The sequence below is a fragment of the Streptomyces sp. NPDC040589 genome (assembly GCF_055594445.1).
The window spans coordinates 634,039-650,871 of the sequence record NZ_JBVIWP010000001.1 but is presented as its reverse complement, the minus strand read 5'-3'; the positions used below and the strand labels follow the sequence as shown (position 1 = coordinate 650,871).

Annotated in this window: 13 protein-coding genes; 11 read left to right on the top strand and 2 right to left on the bottom strand. The window is 71.8% G+C overall.

All coding sequences use genetic code 11. The annotated features are described in order from the left end of the window. Nucleotides 1-6: 6 nt before the first annotated feature. The 11 genes from ACZ58V_RS02880 to moeZ all read left to right on the top strand — a co-directional run bounded on the left by ACZ58V_RS02880 (nucleotide 7) and on the right by moeZ (nucleotide 13,532). Entirely contained in the window at nucleotides 7-1,545 is a 1,539-nt protein-coding gene (locus ACZ58V_RS02880) for a DUF3152 domain-containing protein (protein ID WP_471288015.1), read from the top strand. Between the two features lie 68 nt (nucleotides 1,546-1,613). After that, complete coding sequence (locus tag ACZ58V_RS02875) at nucleotides 1,614-1,706, top strand: Ms4533A family Cys-rich leader peptide (RefSeq protein ID WP_310851085.1); 93 nt, start codon at nucleotides 1,614-1,616, stop codon at nucleotides 1,704-1,706. A 173-nt stretch (nucleotides 1,707-1,879) separates the two neighbouring features. Further along, on the top strand, nucleotides 1,880-3,598 hold the full coding sequence (locus ACZ58V_RS02870) for an ABC transporter substrate-binding protein (RefSeq protein ID WP_471288013.1): 1,719 nt from the start codon (nucleotides 1,880-1,882) through the stop codon (nucleotides 3,596-3,598). A 4-nt stretch (nucleotides 3,599-3,602) separates the two neighbouring features. Next, on the top strand, nucleotides 3,603-4,637 hold the full coding sequence (locus ACZ58V_RS02865) for an ABC transporter permease (protein WP_468187834.1): 1,035 nt from the start codon (nucleotides 3,603-3,605) through the stop codon (nucleotides 4,635-4,637). Beyond that, nucleotides 4,634-5,632, top strand: coding sequence for an ABC transporter permease (locus ACZ58V_RS02860; protein WP_471288011.1), 999 nt, complete (start codon nucleotides 4,634-4,636; stop codon nucleotides 5,630-5,632). Before ACZ58V_RS02865 ends, ACZ58V_RS02860 begins: the two co-directional genes overlap by 4 nt. Then, nucleotides 5,629-7,221, top strand: coding sequence for a dipeptide ABC transporter ATP-binding protein (locus ACZ58V_RS02855; RefSeq protein WP_468187838.1), 1,593 nt, complete (start codon nucleotides 5,629-5,631; stop codon nucleotides 7,219-7,221). Before ACZ58V_RS02860 ends, ACZ58V_RS02855 begins: the two co-directional genes overlap by 4 nt. 189 nt (nucleotides 7,222-7,410) lie before the next feature. Further along, nucleotides 7,411-9,171, top strand: coding sequence for a DUF3492 domain-containing protein (locus ACZ58V_RS02850; RefSeq protein WP_471288009.1), 1,761 nt, complete (start codon nucleotides 7,411-7,413; stop codon nucleotides 9,169-9,171). Beyond that, nucleotides 9,168-10,442: a hypothetical protein gene (locus tag ACZ58V_RS02845; RefSeq protein WP_468187842.1), complete on the top strand. Its 1,275-nt coding sequence runs from the start codon at nucleotides 9,168-9,170 to the stop codon at nucleotides 10,440-10,442. Before ACZ58V_RS02850 ends, ACZ58V_RS02845 begins: the two co-directional genes overlap by 4 nt. 151 nt (nucleotides 10,443-10,593) lie before the next feature. Next, nucleotides 10,594-11,553: an NAD-dependent epimerase/dehydratase family protein gene (locus ACZ58V_RS02840; RefSeq protein WP_184590714.1), complete on the top strand. Its 960-nt coding sequence runs from the start codon at nucleotides 10,594-10,596 to the stop codon at nucleotides 11,551-11,553. Beyond that, nucleotides 11,541-12,290 carry a spherulation-specific family 4 protein gene (locus ACZ58V_RS02835; RefSeq protein WP_468187845.1) on the top strand — a complete coding sequence of 250 codons (750 nt, stop codon included), beginning with the start codon at nucleotides 11,541-11,543 and terminating at the stop codon, nucleotides 12,288-12,290. The genes ACZ58V_RS02840 and ACZ58V_RS02835 overlap by 13 nt, the downstream gene beginning before the upstream one ends. A 63-nt stretch (nucleotides 12,291-12,353) precedes the next feature. Beyond that, nucleotides 12,354-13,532, top strand: coding sequence for an adenylyltransferase/sulfurtransferase MoeZ (gene moeZ, locus ACZ58V_RS02830; protein ID WP_215118649.1), 1,179 nt, complete (start codon nucleotides 12,354-12,356; stop codon nucleotides 13,530-13,532). A gap of 71 nt (nucleotides 13,533-13,603) precedes the next feature. Here moeZ and ACZ58V_RS02825 read toward each other — a convergent pair whose 3' ends face one another. Together ACZ58V_RS02825 and ACZ58V_RS02820 are read right to left on the bottom strand one after the other, a co-directional pair. Beyond that, nucleotides 13,604-15,076 (bottom strand): alpha/beta fold hydrolase, encoded by a 1,473-nt coding sequence (locus ACZ58V_RS02825; protein ID WP_471288008.1) that lies wholly within the window; start codon nucleotides 15,074-15,076, stop codon nucleotides 13,604-13,606. A 137-nt stretch (nucleotides 15,077-15,213) separates the two neighbouring features. Then, nucleotides 15,214-16,761 carry an alpha/beta hydrolase gene (locus ACZ58V_RS02820; RefSeq protein ID WP_471288005.1) on the bottom strand — a complete coding sequence of 516 codons (1,548 nt, stop codon included), beginning with the start codon at nucleotides 16,759-16,761 and terminating at the stop codon, nucleotides 15,214-15,216. Nucleotides 16,762-16,833 lie beyond the last annotated feature (72 nt).

Here is a 16,833-nt window from a genome sequence, read left to right as displayed (position 1 = left end):
CGCGACGTGGGACGCCACAGCCGCCGCGGGGCCGTCGCCAAGGGCGACACCGCGGACGCGACCGCAGTACGGGACAACCGGGCCGGGTCGGCGCAGGGAGAGAGACCAGGGCAGAGCCAGGCACCGGACTCGAGCCCGGGAGGCAGGCCGGCATCGCCCGGCGCCGGGCAGGGCGGCTGGCCGGCGCAGGGCGCGGGCCCTCGCCGTACGCCGGGGCCGCGGCCCGCGCCGGGGTCCGGGTCCGCGCCGGGTTCCGGCACGCCGCCGTACGGGATGCCGCAGCTGCCGGACGGATGGAGTCCGGACGGCGCCCCGGGGCGCGGCGTGCCGCGGCTGCCCGACGGCACCCCCGCGCACGGCTTCCCCCCGGCCCGTGGAGGCCACCCCGAGCAGCGGGAACCCGGCGGCGGCTGGGGAGAGTTGAGGGAGAACGGCCGGGGCGCCGCTCCCATACCGCGGCAGCGGCGCGCGTCCGTGCCCGGGCCGCGACAGGAGTACCTCGACGCCTTCGGTGAACGGGACGACGCCTTCGGTGAACGGGACGACGTGTTCGGCGTACGGGACGACGTCTTCGCGCCTCGTACGGCCGCCTCCGCCCACGCGGCGGACGCCTACGCCTCCGTCACGGACTGGAGTGCGGGCACCCCGGCCGACACCCCCTTCGACGACCGTGACCACGACCAGGACCGCGACCGTGACCACGACGACGCGGAGCCCACCGGCGCGCCCGCGCCGGCCAAGGGCGGCAAGGGCCGTACCTTCACCGGCATCGCGGCCGCCGCCGTCACCACCGTGCTGGCCGTGATCGTCGCCGGCCAGGTCGCCGACGACCAGGGCGGTGCCGACGTGCAGTCGCAGTCCGCCACCGACCAGGCCCGCGACCTCCGGGGCTCCGCGCCCCACGGGGGCGGGCAGAGCCCCGCCCCGGACTCCGACGCGAAGCCGCTCACGTACGACCAGAAGATGGCCAGGACGTACCCGCTCGGCGCCAAGCTCAAGGGCTCGGGGAAGTTCGACGCCGTCCCCGGAATCGCGAAGGCGCCCGGTACGGGGCAGAAGCACACCTACCGCGTGGACGTGGAGCAGGGACTCGGGCTGGACGGCGAGCTCTTCGCCGAGGCCGTGCAGAAGACGCTCAACGACCAGCGCAGCTGGGCCCACAACGGCGCGCACACCTTCGAGCGCATCTACTCCGGCAAGCCCGACTTCGTGATCACTCTCGCCAGCCCCGGCACGACCGCCGACTGGTGTGCCAAGTCCGGCCTGGACACCACCGTGGACAACGTCTCCTGCGACTCGGCCGCGACCGAGCGCGTGATGATCAACGCCTACCGGTGGGCGCAGGGTTCGCCGACGTACGGCGACAAGATCCACGCCTACCGGCAGATGCTGATCAACCACGAGGTCGGGCACCGCCTCGGCAACGACCACGTGACCTGCGACAAGGACGGCGACCTCGCCCCGGTCATGCAGCAGCAGACCAAGTTCCTGAACCATGACGGCATTCGCTGTCGTCCCAACCCCTGGGCCTACCCCGGGAATTGACAGGCATCACAGGGGTTGGCCCGTACCGCGCGTTGACATGCGCAGAAAAGTCGTACATATTTCTGCGCATGTCGCCCCGTCCCGCCTCCGTTCGCGCCGCCATCGAGCTGGCGCTCATCGGCGTGACTCCGCTCTGCGTGGCCGACATTCACTGTTGCTGACGCCCGCCCCAGGCGCGCGTCGCGAAAACCCATGCCCTCCGTGACCCGGTCACGGCTTCTTCGGCCACGGCTTCTTCGACGACCCGGCGCCGGGCAGACGTCTGATTTTCTTCGTCTCACCCTTCGTCATCTCGTCTCGCGATCCGAGACATCATCGAGAGGTCGTCATTCCGATGCGCCAACCGTCCGTCACAGCGCGCCGCGTGGCCGCGGCATCCGTCAGCCTGGTCCTGGCAGCGGGCGCCGCCGCCTGCGGGCCTGAGGACAACGATGCCAAGGGCGCCGGCGGCGACTCCACGCCCCACAAGGGCGGCACCCTCACGGTCCTGAACGCCAACCCCCAGCAGGACTTCGACCCGGCACGCCTGTACACCTCCGGCGGCGGAAACGTCCCGTCCCTGGTCTTCCGTACGCTCACCACCCGCAACCGCGAGGACGGCGCCGCCGGCACCGAGGTCGTCCCCGACCTCGCCACCGACACCGGGCGCCCCAGCAAGGACGCGACGGTGTGGACGTTCACCCTGAAGAAGGGCCTCAAGTACGAGGACGGCACCCCGATCACCTCGGCCGACATCAAGTACGGCATCGAGCGCTCCTTCGCCCCCGAGCTGTCGGGCGGCGCCCCCTATCTGCGGGACTGGCTGGTCGGAGCCGCCGGCTACCAGGGCCCGTACAAGGACAAGAAGGGCCTCGACGCGATCGAGACGCCGGACGAGCGGACCATCGTCTTCCATCTGAACAAGCCCGAGGGCGAGTTCCCGTACCTGGCCACGCAGACGCAGTTCACGCCCGTCCCGAAGAGCAAGGACACGGGAACGAAGTACGAGGAGCACCCGGTCTCCTCCGGGCCGTACAAGGTCGTGAGGAACGAGAACGACGGTGAGCGGCTGACCCTGGAGCGCAATACGCACTGGTCCGCCTCGACCGACGCCGAACGCAAGGCCTACCCGGACAAGATCGACGTACGGTCCGGGCTCGACTCGTCCGTGATCAACCAGCGGCTGTCCGCGTCACAGGGAGCGGACGCCGCCGCCGTCACCACGGACACCAACCTCGGTCCGGCCGAGCTCGCCAAGGTGACCGGTGACAAGGAGCTGGCGGCTCGCGTCGGCACGGGGCACTTCGGCTACACCAACTACATCGCGTTCAACCTGACCATCAAGCCGTTCGACAACGCCAAGGTGCGGCAGGCGATCTCGTACGCCATCGACCGGTCGTCCGTGGTCAACGCCGCCGGCGGTTCGGCGCTCGCCGAGCCCGCGACCACCTTCCTGCCCGACCAGAAGTCCTTCGGCCACACGCCGTACGACCTGTTCCCGGCGGGCAAGGGCGGCGACCCGCAGAAGGCCAAGGAACTGCTGAAGGAGGCCGGCCACCCGAACGGTCTCACCATCACGCTGACGCACTCCAACGCCAAGGACTTCGAGACCAGCCCGGAGATCGCGACGGCGATCCAGGACGCGCTCAAGAAGGCCGGCGTCACGGTCAAGCTGCAGGGCCTGGAGGAGAACGACTACTCCGACAAGATCCACAACGTGAAGACCGAGCCGGGCTTCTTCCTCGCCCACTGGGGTGCCGACTGGCCCTCCGGCGGTCCGTTCCTCGCCCCGATCTTCGACGGCCGGCAGATCGTCAAGGACGGCGCCAACTTCAACACGGGCCTGCTGAACGACAAGTCGGTCAATGCCGAGATTGACGCGATCAACAAGTTGACGGATCTTGACCAGGCCGCCAAGCGGTGGGGTGCACTGGACAAGAAGATCGGCGAGAAGGCCCTGACCGTCCCGCTGTTCCACCCCGTCTACAAGCGCCTGTACGGCGAGGACGTCAAGAACATCGTGATCAGTGACTGGACCGGTGTGCTGGACATCTCCCAGGTCGCGGTGAAGTAGCGCCGTGAGCGAGGCAGTTCTCGCCGTCGAGGCCCCCGGAGTGTCCGCTCCGGGGGCCTCGGGGGCCCGTCAGTTCTGGCGGCGGCTGCGGACGCAGCGCGCCGCCCTCGTCGCAGCGGTCGTCGTCGCGCTGCTCGTCCTGGTCGCGCTGGCCGCACCTCTGCTCACGGCACTGGAGGGCCAGGACCCGACCACCTACCACCCCTCCCTGGTGGACTCCGCGCGCGGGGGCGTGCCCATCGGGTCGCTCGGCGGCATGAGCGCCGACCACTGGCTCGGCGTCGAACCGCAGACCGGACGCGACCTGTTCGCCCGGCTGACGTACGGTGCGCGGGTTTCGCTGGGCGTGGCGCTGGCGGCGACCGTCGTGCAGGTCGCCATCGGGATCACCATGGGGGTCGCGGCCGCGCTCGGGAAGCGATGGGTTGATCAACTGTTGAGCCGGTTCACGGACATCATCGTCGCGATGCCGCTCATGATCATGTCGTTGGCGCTGCTCGCGATCGTGCCGTCGAGCTTCCCGCGGCCCGTGCTGGTCGCGCTCGTCATCGGCCTGATCGGCTGGGGCAACATCGCCCGGATCGTGCGCGCGCAGACGCTCACCCTCAAGGAACTCGACCACGTCTCCGCCGCCCGGCTCAGCGGCTGGGGCACCTGGAGCATCGCTCGCCGCGAGCTGCTGCCCGGGATCGCCGCGCCCGTCATCACGTACGCCGCGCTGCTCGTCCCGTCGAACATCACCGTCGAGGCCGCGCTGTCCTTCCTCGGCGTCGGCGTGAAGCCGCCGACGCCCTCCTGGGGACAGATGCTCACCGCCGCCGACGTCTGGTACCAGGCTGCCCCGCAGTACCTGCTGCTGCCCGCGGGCGCGCTGTTCGTGACGGTGCTGGCCCTGACCGTCCTCGGCGACGGCGTGCGCACCGCGCTCGACCCGCGCGCGGCCTCACGACTGCGCATCGGGACGGGGCGGAAGCGGGAGTCGAGGGCGGCCGAGGAGCGCGGGCGTGACTCGAAGGCCGCCGGGGGAGGTGCGGCATGAACGGTCTCACCGGCTTCGTCCTGCGCCGGGCCGTCGGCGCCGCGGTCACCCTCCTCGCCATCTCGGTGATCGTCTACGTCGTCTTCTACGTCACTCCCGGCAACGTCGCCCAGATCACCTGCGGCCCGCGCTGCTCACCGGAACAGGTGGACCAGGTCGCCCGGCAGCTGAACCTGGACGACCCGTTGTTCGCGCGGTACTGGCACTTCCTGCAAGGGCTCGTCGCCGGCCAGGACTACTCGACGGGTACGTCCGTGCAGCACTGCTCCGCGCCCTGCCTCGGCCTGTCGTACCAGAGCGACCAGCAGGTCACGCAGCTGATCTGGGCAAAGCTCCCGGTCAGTCTGTCCCTGGTGTCCGGCGCGATGGTGCTCTGGCTGCTCCTCGGCGTCGGCACCGGCGTGCTCTCCGCCTGGCGGCGCGGCCGGTTCTCCGAGCGGGTGCTGACCGGCATCACCCTCGCCGGCACCGCCACCCCGGTCTTCGTCATCGGCCTGGTCCTGATGATCGTCGTCTGCGGGGAGCTGCAGTTGCTGCCCTTCCCGCAGTACGTCGCCCTCGGCGACGACCCCGAACAGTGGGCGTGGAACCTGGTGCTCCCCTGGCTGTCACTGGCCCTCATCGAGGCCGCCGCGTTCGCCCGGCTGACCCGGGCGTCGATGCTGGAGACGCTGGCCGAGGACCACATCCGCACCTTCCGCGCGTACGGCGTCGGCGAACGGTCGATCGTCGGACGGCACGCGTTGCGCGGGGCGTTCGCGCCGGTCATCGCGCTGAACGCCAACAACGTCGGGTCGGCGATCGGCGGCGCGGTGCTCACCGAGACGCTCTTCGGCCTGCCCGGCATCGGACAGGAACTCGTCCATGCCGTCAAGGTCGTCGACCTGCCGGTCGTGGTCGGCACGGTCCTGGTCATCGGTTTCTTCGTGGTCCTCGCCAACGCCGTCGCCGACGTGCTGTACGCGGTGGCCGACCGACGGGTGGTGCTGACATGAGCCTGGTCGACGTGACCGACCTGAGCGTGGACTTCGGCGAGCTGCGTGCCGTCGACGGACTCTCCTTCCGCCTGGAACAGGGCGCCGCCCTGGCCCTGGTCGGCGAGTCCGGCTCCGGCAAGTCGACCGTGGCGTCCGCCCTGCTCGGCCTGCACCGCGGCACGGGAGCGCGGGTCGGGGGCTCGGTCGAGGTGGCCGGCACCGACGTACAGCGGGCCTCCGACGAGGAGCTGCGGCGGCTGCGTGGAGGCCAGGCCGCGATGGTGTTCCAGGATCCGCTGTCCTCCCTCGACCCGTACTACGCGATCGGTGACCAGATCGCGGAGGTGTACCGCGCCCACGCGCGGGTGTCCCGGCGGGCGGCACGCGCGCGTGCCGTCGAGGTCCTCGACCGGGTGGGCATCGCGGACGCGGCCCGGCGGTCCCGTTCCCGGCCGCACGAGTTCAGCGGCGGTATGCGTCAGCGCGCCCTGATCGCCATGGCGCTCGCGTGCGAGCCCCGCCTGCTGATCGCCGACGAGCCGACGACCGCCCTCGATGTCACCGTCCAGGCCCAGGTCCTCGACCTGCTGCACACGCTGCGCGAGGAGACCGGCATGGGCCTGCTGCTCGTCACCCACGACGTGGGCGTCGCCGCCGAGAGCGTCGACGAGGTGCTGGTGATGCGGCACGGGCGGGCGGTCGAGCACGGCCCGGTGTCGGGTGTGCTGGGCGCGCCGGCCCAGCCGTACACCCGGGAACTGCTGGCCGCGGTGCCACGGCTGGACGCGCCCCGGAAAGCCTCGTCGGCGCATGAGGAGGTCGTGCTGGAGGCGACCGGGCTGAAGCGCGTGTTCGGTCGCGGAAAGCGGGCGTTCACGGCCGTGGACGAGGTGTCGCTGACCCTGCGGCGCGGTGAGACGCTCGGCATCGTGGGCGAGAGCGGCAGCGGGAAGACGACCCTGGGGCGCATGCTCGTCGGGCTGCTGGAGCCGACGGCCGGATCGCTGAGGTTCGAGGGCCGCGCGCACACCGGGGTGAACCCGGCCGTGCAGATGGTCTTCCAGGACCCCGTCTCCTCCCTCAACCCCCGCCGTACCGTGGGCGAGTCCATCGCCGATCCGCTCCGGGCGCGGGGCGAGTCCGAGGAGGGGCGCATCCAGGAGCGCGTGGCGGAACTGCTGGAGCGCGTGGGGCTCGAAGCGGCGCACCACGACCGCTACCCGCACGAGTTCAGCGGCGGCCAGCGCCAGCGCATCGGGATCGCGCGGGCGCTCGCGGCCGACCCGCGGGTCATCGTCTGCGACGAGCCGGTCTCGGCCCTCGACGTCACCACCCAGGCGCATGTGGTCGACCTGCTGGGGGAGTTGCAGCGCGAACTCGGCCTCGCGCTGGTCTTCGTCGCGCACGACCTGGCCGTCGTACGCCAGGTCAGCGACCGGGTCGCGGTGATGCGGGAGGGCGGGATCGTCGAGGAGGGACCCGTCGCCGAGGTGTACGGGTCGCCACAAGAGCCGTACACCAGGCAGCTGCTGGCCGCCGTGCCGGCGCTCGACCCGGAGGCCGCCGCGCGACGCCGTGCGGAGCGACGGGAGTTGGCCGCGGCATGACGATCCGTGTCCGCTTGATCTCCTAGCGCGACAGAACGCGACCCGCACGGGAAAGTTACGACCGTTCACCCCTTTTGGTGGTGCGACGGACAACCGTCCGTCGCACCACCGCCTGGACCGCATACGTTCGTCCCGCTGCGAGCCGCCGGGCAACGGCGGCTCCCCATACGGGAGATCGGGGGTGCACACGTGCGCATCGGACTGCTTACGGAGGGTGGCTATCCGTATGTGAGCGGTGACGCCAGGCTCTGGTGCGACCGGCTGGTGCGTGGGCTCGCACAGCACGAGTTCGACGTCTACGCGCTCAGTCGCAGTGAACACCAGGAGGACGAGGGCTGGACCCCGCTGTCGCCGAACGTCCGCAGGGTGCGCACCGCGCCGCTGTGGATGACCGAGGAGGACGGAGTCGTCCTGGGGCGCCGTGCGCGTCGGCGGTTCACCGAGTGCTTCGGCGAACTGGCCGCTGTGCTGTGCGGGGCGTCCGGGAGTGCGCCGGTCGCGGAGGGCGCGTCGTTCTCCGGGCGCCCGTCGACCTCTGGGGAGAACTCGCAGGCCGGGGGTGCGTCGACCCCTGAGGCGGACCGTTTCGCCAACGCTCTGTACGGCCTCGCCGAACTCGCCCGTGAGGAGGGTGGCCTCGCCGGCGCTCTCCGCTCCGAGGCCGCCGTCCGCGCCCTGGAACGCGCCTGTCGTGCGCCCGGCGCCCACCGTGCCGTGCGTGAGGCCCGGGTCCCGGATCTGCTCGCCGTGGCCGCGTACCTCGACCGCGCGCTGCGCCCCCTCTCCCTCGACTGGTACGAGGAGGACGGACTCGGCGCGGTCGACCTCTGCCACGCCGCGTCCGGCGGCCCGGCCGCCCTGCCGGGCCTGCTGGCCCGCCACTTCATCGGCGTCCCCCTGCTCGTGACCGAGTACGGCGTGCGCCTGCGGACGCACTACCTCACCGCCCCCGACGCCCCGCCCGCCGTACGGTCCCTGCTGGCGGCCTTCCACGGCAGACTCGCCGCCGAGGCCTACGGAGCGGCCGAGGTCGTCACCGCCGGCAACACGCACGCCCGCCGCTGGCAGGAGCGCTGCGGTGCCGACCGCGAGAAGCTCCGCACGGTCTACCCCGGCATGGACGCCCGGCCCTTCGCGCAGGTGGGCGAGTCCGCGGAGTGCGCCGACCCGGACGCGCTCGTCTGGGTCGGCCGCGTCGAGCCCGCCAAGGACCTGGTCTCGCTGCTGCACGCCTTCGCCGAGGTCCGCAAACAGCAGCCGAGGACGCGCCTGCGCATCGTCGGAGCCCCCGCCGGCACCGAGGGCGCGGCCTATCTCGCCCACTGCAGGGCGCTGGCCGCCCAGCTCTTCCCCGACGAGGCCGAGGGCCCGCACGCCGCCGGCCACAACCCGGTGTCGTTCGAGGAGGTCGGCGGGCCGGACCTCCCGGCCGCCGCCGACGCCTACGCCTCGGGTGCCGTGGCCGTCCTGTCCAGCGTCGTCGAGGGCTTCCCGACCGGCCTTGTCGAGGCCATGCTCTGCGGGCGCGCGACGGTGTCGACGGACGTCGGCGCGGTCGTGGAGGTCATCGGCGGCACGGGGCTGGTCGTACCGCCGCGCAACCCCCGAGCGCTCGCCGAGGCGTGTGTCGCGCTGCTGCGCGACCCGGAGCGCCGTGAGCGTCTGGGCGCCGCCGCCCGGGCCCGTGCCCTCGAACTGTTCACGGTCGAGCAGAACATCGAGGCATTTCACGGCATTTACCTGGAGATCGTCTCACGCGCTCCCGTCCGCCGTGTCGTCCTCGACGCGGCGGGGGCGCCGCTGCCCTTCGCGGTGCCCGCCGAGGCCCGCGTCCCGGTCCGCTGGGCCGCCCCGACCCCCGGCCTCGCCGCCCGCGGCGGCCCCGGCTGGACCGGAGGCAGTCCCGTACGAGCCACCACTCCCGTCCCCGCCCCGGAGAGAGCGCGATGAACGACTTGGGCGCACTGGACCGTCCTGGAACACCGGCCGGCCCGGGAGCAGCGGATGCCCCCGCGGAGCAGGCACCCGGCTCCACGACCACGGCCTCCACGGCCTCACCGGCCCCGGAACCGGCCGCCGACCGCGAGCCGTCCGTGACACAGGAACCGGCCGCCGACCGCAGGCTGCCCTCCCCGCGCCGCGGTGCCGCCGACCCCGTGAAGGCGCTGATGCACCGTCACCGGGAACTCTGCGAACGCGCGGTGGACCCCCTCGAGATCGCGGCGGGGCTGGAAGCGCACGGCATCACCGAGCGGACCGCGGCCCGCTTCCGCCACCGGGACGTCTTCTCCCTCGCCGAGGAGATGTACGCGCGAGTCACCCGAGACGGAGACGCGCCCGCGACCCCGGAGCCCGCCGCTCCCCGGGCGCGTGCGGACTGGGTCCTCCTGACGCTCCTGCCGGGCGCTCTGTGCGCCGCCGCCGTGGCCGCCGCGCACCTCACCCACGGTCGCTCGCGCCTGTTCGCCGCAGCGGCAGGCGTCCTCGCCGTGGGCCTGGCCCTCCGCGCGGCCCTCCGCCGAGGCCCCCTGAGCCGGACCGACCGCACCGCCCCCGCCGGAAGCACCCTCCGGATCTCCTGGCTCATCGCCTACTCCCTCCTGGGCAACGGCCTGCTCCACAGCGCCGTCACCGGCGGCCCCGACGGTCTGCCCACCGGCACGGCAGACGGCCCCTGGCCCCTCACCGTCGCCCCGGTCCTGGCCCTCGCCCTGGCCTGCGCGCCCGCGGCCTGGATCGCCCACCTCTTCACCGCGCGTGGCCGCCGCAGGCTCACGGCAAGCCGCGGCCTCGAGGACTTCGCCGCCGCCGTACGACCGCTCCTGCTCGGCACGATCGTCCTCTTCCTGGGCACACTGACCGCCCTGCTCGCCCTCTGCGCGGCAGTCCTCGACGAGCCCGCGGGCTACGCGGAGGCCCTCGCCCTGGGCGCCCTCCTCTTCATCGCCCGCCTCCTCGCCACCCATGGGTTCGCCTACGCCCCGGCCGTGGTCCTCACCGCGACGGCGACGGTCCAGGCAACCGCCCTCGCCACGGTCTTCATCGCCCGCCTCCCCGGTCTCGGCTTCCTGGGCACCCCCGTGGAGACCCTCGTCAGCCTCTGGGGCGCCGGCAGTGTGCCCACCCTCGCCTGCGGAGCGGGAGCTCTGGCCCTCCTCGTCCACGCGACGCGCAAGCTCACCAGGGCCTCGGCCCACGCACCGCCGTCCCCCTCACGGTGACCGCCCCGCGAGCCAGGACTGCCCGACCCCACCCCAAGCCACAGACACCGGCCCACCGCCGGAGGCACCCGCCCCGTCCCGTCCGCCCCGCACCAAGGAGAAGTCCGATGACCACCCACCCAGGAGTCCCAGCCGTCCCAGGAGCCGCGCGATGAGAGTCCTGCTGATCGGAGCCAACGGCTACATCGGGCGCTTCGTCGCCGACCGCCTGCTCGCCGACCCGGCCGTGCAGCTCACCGCCCTCGGCCGCGGCGACGACGCCGACGTCCGCTTCGACCTCGCCTCCGGCAGCCCTGGCGCCCTCACCCGCTTCCTCGACGCGGTCCACCCGGGCGTCGTCGTCAACTGCGCCGGCGCCACCAGGGGTGGTGCCCGCGAACTCACCCGCCACAACACCGTCGCCGTGGCCACCGTCTGCGAGGCCCTGCGCCGCAGCGGCTGCGGCGCCCGTCTGGTGCAGATCGGCTGCAGCGCGGAGTACGGCCCCAGCCAGCCTGGCTCCTCCACGGCCGAGGACGCCGTCCCCCGGCCCGGCGGCCCGTACGGCGTCAGCAAACTCGCCGCCACCGAACTGGTCCTCGGCTCCGGCCTGGACGCCGTCGTCCTGCGCGTCTTCTCACCGGCCGGACCCGGCACCCCCGCCGGCTCCCCGCTCGGGCGCCTCGCCGAGGCCATGCGCCGCGCCATGCAGTCCGGCGACGGCGAGCTGAAACTCGGCGGCCTGGGCGCGCAGCGCGACTTCGTCGACGTCCGTGACGTCGCCCGCGCCGTCCACGCCGCCTCGCTCTCCGCCGCACAGGGCGTCATCAACATCGGCTCCGGCCGCGCCGTGCGCCTGCGCGACGCCGCCGCTGTCCTCGCCCGCGTGGCCGGATACGGCGGCGCCCTCCACGAACTCGACGGCCCTCCCGGTGCCCTGCGCCCGGCCATCGGCCACCCCCGCCCGGAACCGGACCACGCCCCCCAGGTCGCGTACCCGTACCCCGACGGCTGCGGCAGCTGGCAGCAGGCCGACGTGCGCACCGCACGCGACCGGCTCGGCTGGCGCCCCCGGATCGGCCTCGAGGAGTCCCTCGCCGACATCTGGATGGAGGCGGCATGCCGCATCTGACCAGCACACGACCACGCACCTCCGGCACCGAACTCCGCCCTGGCGTCGGCGTCCCCGGCTATGCCCACCCCCTCCTCGCCCCCACCGAGTGGGGCGAACTCACCCGCCCCGGCACCCCGCTGCACTGGGTCGTCCTCAATGTGGCCGACGGCCCCGGCACCCGCCCCGACCCGCACTGCCTGGAGGCGGCCGGCCGCCTGCGCAACGCGGGCATCCGGGTCCTCGGCCACCTCGACACCCGGTACGGCACCCGGAACTTCGGAGAGCTGATCTCGGACGCCCACCGGTTCGTCGACTGGTACCAGGTCGACGGCTTCCTCCTGGAGCGCTGCCCGGCGGACCACGTGGGGCTGCCCGAGGTGCGCCGCACGGTCGCCACGCTCCGTGTGATCCGTGACGAGGCCCACATCGTCCTCGGTCACGGCATCCACCCGCACCCGGGGTACGTCGAACTCGCCGACCAGCTGGTCACCTTCTCCGGCCCGTGGAGCGACTACCGCTGGTCGCAGGTGGCCGAGTGGACCACCGACCACTCGCCCGAGCGCTTCTGCCACTTCGTCCACGGAGTGCCCCGCTCCCACCTGGGGGAGGCGCTGAGCATCGCCCGCTGGCAGGGCGCCGCGACGATCTACTTCACCGACCACACGGACTGTGGCGGCCGCACCGATCCCTGGGAGGCCATGCCCGGCTACTGGGACGAAATCGTCTCGCGTGTCGGAACAGGTGTCTCGGAATGAAAAAGCGCATGGCACTGTTACGGGGAGAACAACCGTAGTGATTGACCGACCAACGGAGTCCCCGTGTCGCTGCCACCCCTGGTCGAGCCGGCTTCCGAGCTCACCGTAGACGAGGTCCGCAGGTACTCCCGCCACCTGATCATCCCCGACGTCGGGATGGACGGGCAGAAGCGGCTGAAGAACGCCAAGGTGCTGTGTGTGGGCGCCGGCGGCCTGGGCTCGCCGGCGCTGATGTACCTGGCCGCCGCCGGCGTCGGCACCCTCGGCATCGTGGAGTTCGACGAGGTCGACGAGTCGAATCTGCAGCGCCAGATCATCCACAGCCAGTCCGACATCGGCCGCCCCAAGGCCGAGTCCGCCCGTGACTCCGTCCTCGGCATCAACCCGTACGTGAACGTGATCCTTCACGAGGAGCGGCTCGAGGCCGACAACGTGATGGACATCTTCAGCCAGTACGACCTGATCGTCGACGGCACGGACAACTTCGCGACCCGCTACCTGGTCAACGACGCCTGCGTGTTGCTGAACAAGCCGTACGTCTGGGGTTCGATCTACCGCTTCGACGGCCAGGCCTCCGTCTTCTGGTCCGAGCACGGCCCCTGCTACCGCTGCCTCTACCCGGAGCCCCCGCCCCCCGGCATGGTCCCCTCCTGCGCCGAGGGCGGCGTCCTGGGCGTGCTGTGCGCGTCCATCGGCTCCATCCAGGTCAACGAGGCCATCAAGCTGCTCGCCGGCATCGGCGACCCGCTGGTCGGCCGACTGATGATCTACGACGCTCTGGAGATGCAGTACCGCCAGGTCAAGGTCCGCAAGGACCCGGACTGCGCGGTCTGCGGCGAGAACCCGACCGTCACCGAGCTCATCGACTACGAGGCCTTCTGCGGCGTCGTCTCCGAGGAGGCCCAGGCGGCGGCCGCCGACTCCACGATCACTCCCAAGCAGCTCAAGGAGTGGATCGACGACGGCGAGGGCATCGACATCATCGACGTCCGCGAGCCGAACGAGTACGAGATCGTCTCCATCCCGGGCGCCCGGCTGATCCCGAAGAACGAGTTCCTCATGGGCACCGCCCTGGAGAGCCTCCCGCAGGACAAGAAGATCGTCCTGCACTGCAAGACGGGTGTCCGCAGTGCGGAAGTCCTCGCGGTCCTGAAGTCCGCGGGCTTCTCGGACGCGGTCCACGTCGGCGGCGGCGTGATCGGCTGGGTCAACCAGATCGAGCCGGACAAGCCGGTGTACTGAGCCGTATCCGGCCACCCTTCCCGAGCGGCGGGGGCTTCGGGCACCACGAGTGCGCGAAGCCCCCGCCGTCGTCATGAGCAGACCTTGCCGTCCTTCGGGACCGACCCGTCCAGCAGATAGGCGTTCACGGTGGAGTCCACGCAGTCGCTCCCGCTGCCGTACGCGCCATGCCCCTCGCCCCGCCAGGTGAGCATCACTCCGACGCCCTTGCCCAGCTCGTCGGTCATCCTCCGGGCGCCCTCGTAAGGGGTCGCCGGGTCGCCGGTGTTGCCGACCACCAGGACCGGCGCAGCGCCGGGGGCGCTCACCTCCGGGGTGTCGTGCTGTCCGGGCACCGGCCAGTCGTGGCACCAGCCGGCCGTGTCCCAGCCCAGGAAGGTGCCGAAGACCGGGGAGATCTTCTCGAACTCCGGCAGCAGCTCCTTCGTCCGGGCCGCGGTCGGCCGCTGCCTGTCGTCCAGGCACGATATGACCCGTTGCGAGTGGGTCGTCGTGCCGTAGTGCCCCGACGGGGCGCGATCGTTGTAGCCGTCGGCGAGGGTCAGCAGCTCCGAGCCGTCCCCCCGCTCGGCCGCGTCGAGGGCGCTGGTCAGCGTCGGCCAGCTCTCCCTGCTGTACAGCGGCAGGGTGAGGCCGGTGACCGCGAGCGTCTGTGTCAGCTTCCGCCCGGGCGTGGCCGTCGGCAGGGGCCGGGCGTCGATCCGTCGCAGCAGGTCCGCGATCTTCCGCGTGCCCTCCTGAGGGTCCTGGCCCGTGGACTCGAGATAGCCGTTCAGCGCGCGTTGGAAGCCCCTGGCCTGGTTCTGCGCATGGCCCACGGTGTCGGCGCCGGGATCGACGACCGCGTCCAGTGTCATCCGTCCCACCTTCTTCGGGAACAAGTGGGCATAGGTGCCACCCAGTTCGGTGCCGTACGAGATGCCGAAGTACTGCATCCTGTCGTCGCCGAGAACTTCCCGGATGCGGTCCATGTCGCGGGCCGAGTCGGCGGTCGAGACATGAGCCATGAGCTTCCCGGCGTCCTTCCGGCAGCCCTTGCCGAAGTCGGCGGCGTCCTGGAAGTACGCCTTCTCCTCGGCCGGTGTGTCGGGGGTGACGTCCACCGACTCGGCGGCCTGGATCTCCTTGTCGCCGCGGCAGCGCACCCCCTCGCTGGCGGCCACCCCGCGTGGGTCCCAGCTCACCAGGTCGTACCGCTCACGGAGCCGGGAGACCGTCGGGGCGTACGACGGCATCATGGACAGGCCCGAGGCGCCGGGGCCGCCGAAGTTGAACAGGAGCGAGCCGACGCGGTCGTCGCCGCGGGCCTTGGCGCGGATCAGTGCCAGTCCGATCGTCTCGCCGTCCGGCTTCGACCAGTCCAGCGGCACCTTCAACGTCGCGCACTGCCACTCGCTGCTCGGCGCGGGGGCGTCGGCGGTGGCCTTGCAGCGGCCCCAGGAGAGCCCGCCGCCCTTGCCGTCGTCGGACGAGCCGCCGCTGCAGCCCGCCGCCAGCAGTGCCGAGGCGACCGCCACAGCGGTACACCGTACGAAGCGCGACATGCGCCCAGTCCCCCCTCGCAGGCCGTCCGCACCGTGCTGCGGATGGCGGTCAGGCCATGGTAGGCAGATCCCGCGCCGACCGTGCCAGCCTGTGGATAACCTTCTGACCTGCGACTTTGCTGGGGCCATGGCTGTTCTCAGGTGCAGACGGTCCCCGCCTGCGGCACCTTTCCGTCCAGCAGATAGCCGTTCACCGCGTCCTGCACGCACTTGTTCTTGCTGTTGTAGGCGCCGTGCCCCTGTCCCCGGTACGTCAGCTCGACACCGACGCCCTTGCCCAGCGCGTCCACCATCTTCCGCGCGCCCTCGTAGGGGGTGGCCGGGTCGCCGGTGTTGCCGACGACCAGGATCGGCGCCGAGCCCGGCGCGCTCACGTCCGGGTGTTCGGCGGCGCCCGCCACGGCCCAGTCGGTGCAGCCGATCATGCCCCACGCCAGATAGTCGCCGAACAGCGCGGACGCGGCCCGGAACTCGGGCAGCTTCCGCTCCACATAGGCGGTGTCGTAACGCGGCTTGGAGTCGGAGCAGCTGATGGCGGTGTGGGCGGCGGCCGAGTTGTCGTACTCGCCGTTCTCACTACGCCCGTTACTCGAGTCGGACAGCAGCATCAGGATGCTGCCGTCGCCGTCGTACGCCTGATCGAGGCCGTCCGTGAGGTACTCCCAGAAGTCCTGAGAGTACAGCGCCTGCACGATGCCGTTGGTCGCCGCGGTCTGGGTCAGCTGGCGAGGGAAGACGCCCGGGATCGGCTTGCTGTCGAGGTCCTTCAGCAGCGTGGCGATACGGTCCTTCACATTCTGCGCGCTGTCACCGATGGGGCACTCCTCGGTCTTCGACACGCAGTCCTCGGCGAAGTTGTCGAGCGCGAGCTGAAAGCCCTTGGCCTGCCCGAGCGAGCCCTGCTCGGGGTTCTGCGTGGGATCGACTACGGCGTCGAACACGGCACGACCGACGCGCTTGGGGAACAGGTGCGCGTAGACGCCGCCGAGTTCGGTGCCGTACGAGATGCCGAAGTAGTGCAGCTTGTCGTCGCCGAGGACCTGGCGCATCAGGTCGAGGTCGCGGGCCGCGTCGGTGGTGCGCACATGCGGCAGGATCTTCTCGGAGTTCTCCTCGCATGCGCCGTTGAACTCCGTGGTGTTGTCCAGGAGCTCGGTGCGTTCGGCGCTGTCGTCGGGCGTGGCGTCCTGCTGGAAGTACGCGTCGAGCTGCTGGTCGTTCTCGCAGATCACGGGGTCGCTGCGGCCGACGCCGCGCGGGTCGAAGCTGACCAGGTCGTAGCGGGTGCGCAGGGTCTTGTAGTCCTCGGCGAAGCCGGGCAGCGCGGTGACGCCCGAGCCGCCGGGGCCGCCGAAGTTGAAGACGAGCGAGCCGATGCGTTCGCTCGCGTCGCCGGTGGTCCTGACCCGGATCAGTTCGAGGCCGATCGTGTCGCCCTTGGGGTCGTTCCAGTCGAGAGGGGCCTTCATGGTGGCGCACTGCCACTCGCCGTCGTCCGGCAGGGGAGAGGGCGCGGTGCCTCCGCCCTGGGCCTCGTCCGGCGCCGGGCAGGCCTTCCAGCTCAGTTCCTGCCGCGTGAGGTCCTCGCCCTTGGTGTCGTCGTCACCGCAGCCCGCCAGCACGGTGGACAGCAACACGGCAGTGGCGGTCAGGACGGCGGCGCGCAGCCGGAGGAGCGAAGGCATGGTTCCATCCTGCGGCGGCACGGGGCCGGACGCGCGGGACACGTGTCGTACGAGGTAGGAGCGGCTGGTGTT

Coding starts and splice junctions, on each gene's coding strand:
- ACZ58V_RS02875 (WP_310851085.1), top strand. CDS start 1,614: ATGTCGCCCCGTCCCGCCTCCGTTCGCGCCGCCATCGAGCTGGCGCTC.
- ACZ58V_RS02870 (WP_471288013.1), top strand. CDS start 1,880: ATGCGCCAACCGTCCGTCACAGCGCGCCGCGTGGCCGCGGCATCCGTC.
- ACZ58V_RS02860 (WP_471288011.1), top strand. CDS start 4,634: ATGAACGGTCTCACCGGCTTCGTCCTGCGCCGGGCCGTCGGCGCCGCG.
- ACZ58V_RS02855 (WP_468187838.1), top strand. CDS start 5,629: ATGAGCCTGGTCGACGTGACCGACCTGAGCGTGGACTTCGGCGAGCTG.
- ACZ58V_RS02845 (WP_468187842.1), top strand. CDS start 9,168: ATGAACGACTTGGGCGCACTGGACCGTCCTGGAACACCGGCCGGCCCG.
- ACZ58V_RS02840 (WP_184590714.1), top strand. CDS start 10,594: ATGAGAGTCCTGCTGATCGGAGCCAACGGCTACATCGGGCGCTTCGTC.
- ACZ58V_RS02835 (WP_468187845.1), top strand. CDS start 11,541: ATGCCGCATCTGACCAGCACACGACCACGCACCTCCGGCACCGAACTC.
- ACZ58V_RS02825 (WP_471288008.1), bottom strand. CDS start 15,076: ATGTCGCGCTTCGTACGGTGTACCGCTGTGGCGGTCGCCTCGGCACTG.
- ACZ58V_RS02820 (WP_471288005.1), bottom strand. CDS start 16,761: ATGCCTTCGCTCCTCCGGCTGCGCGCCGCCGTCCTGACCGCCACTGCC.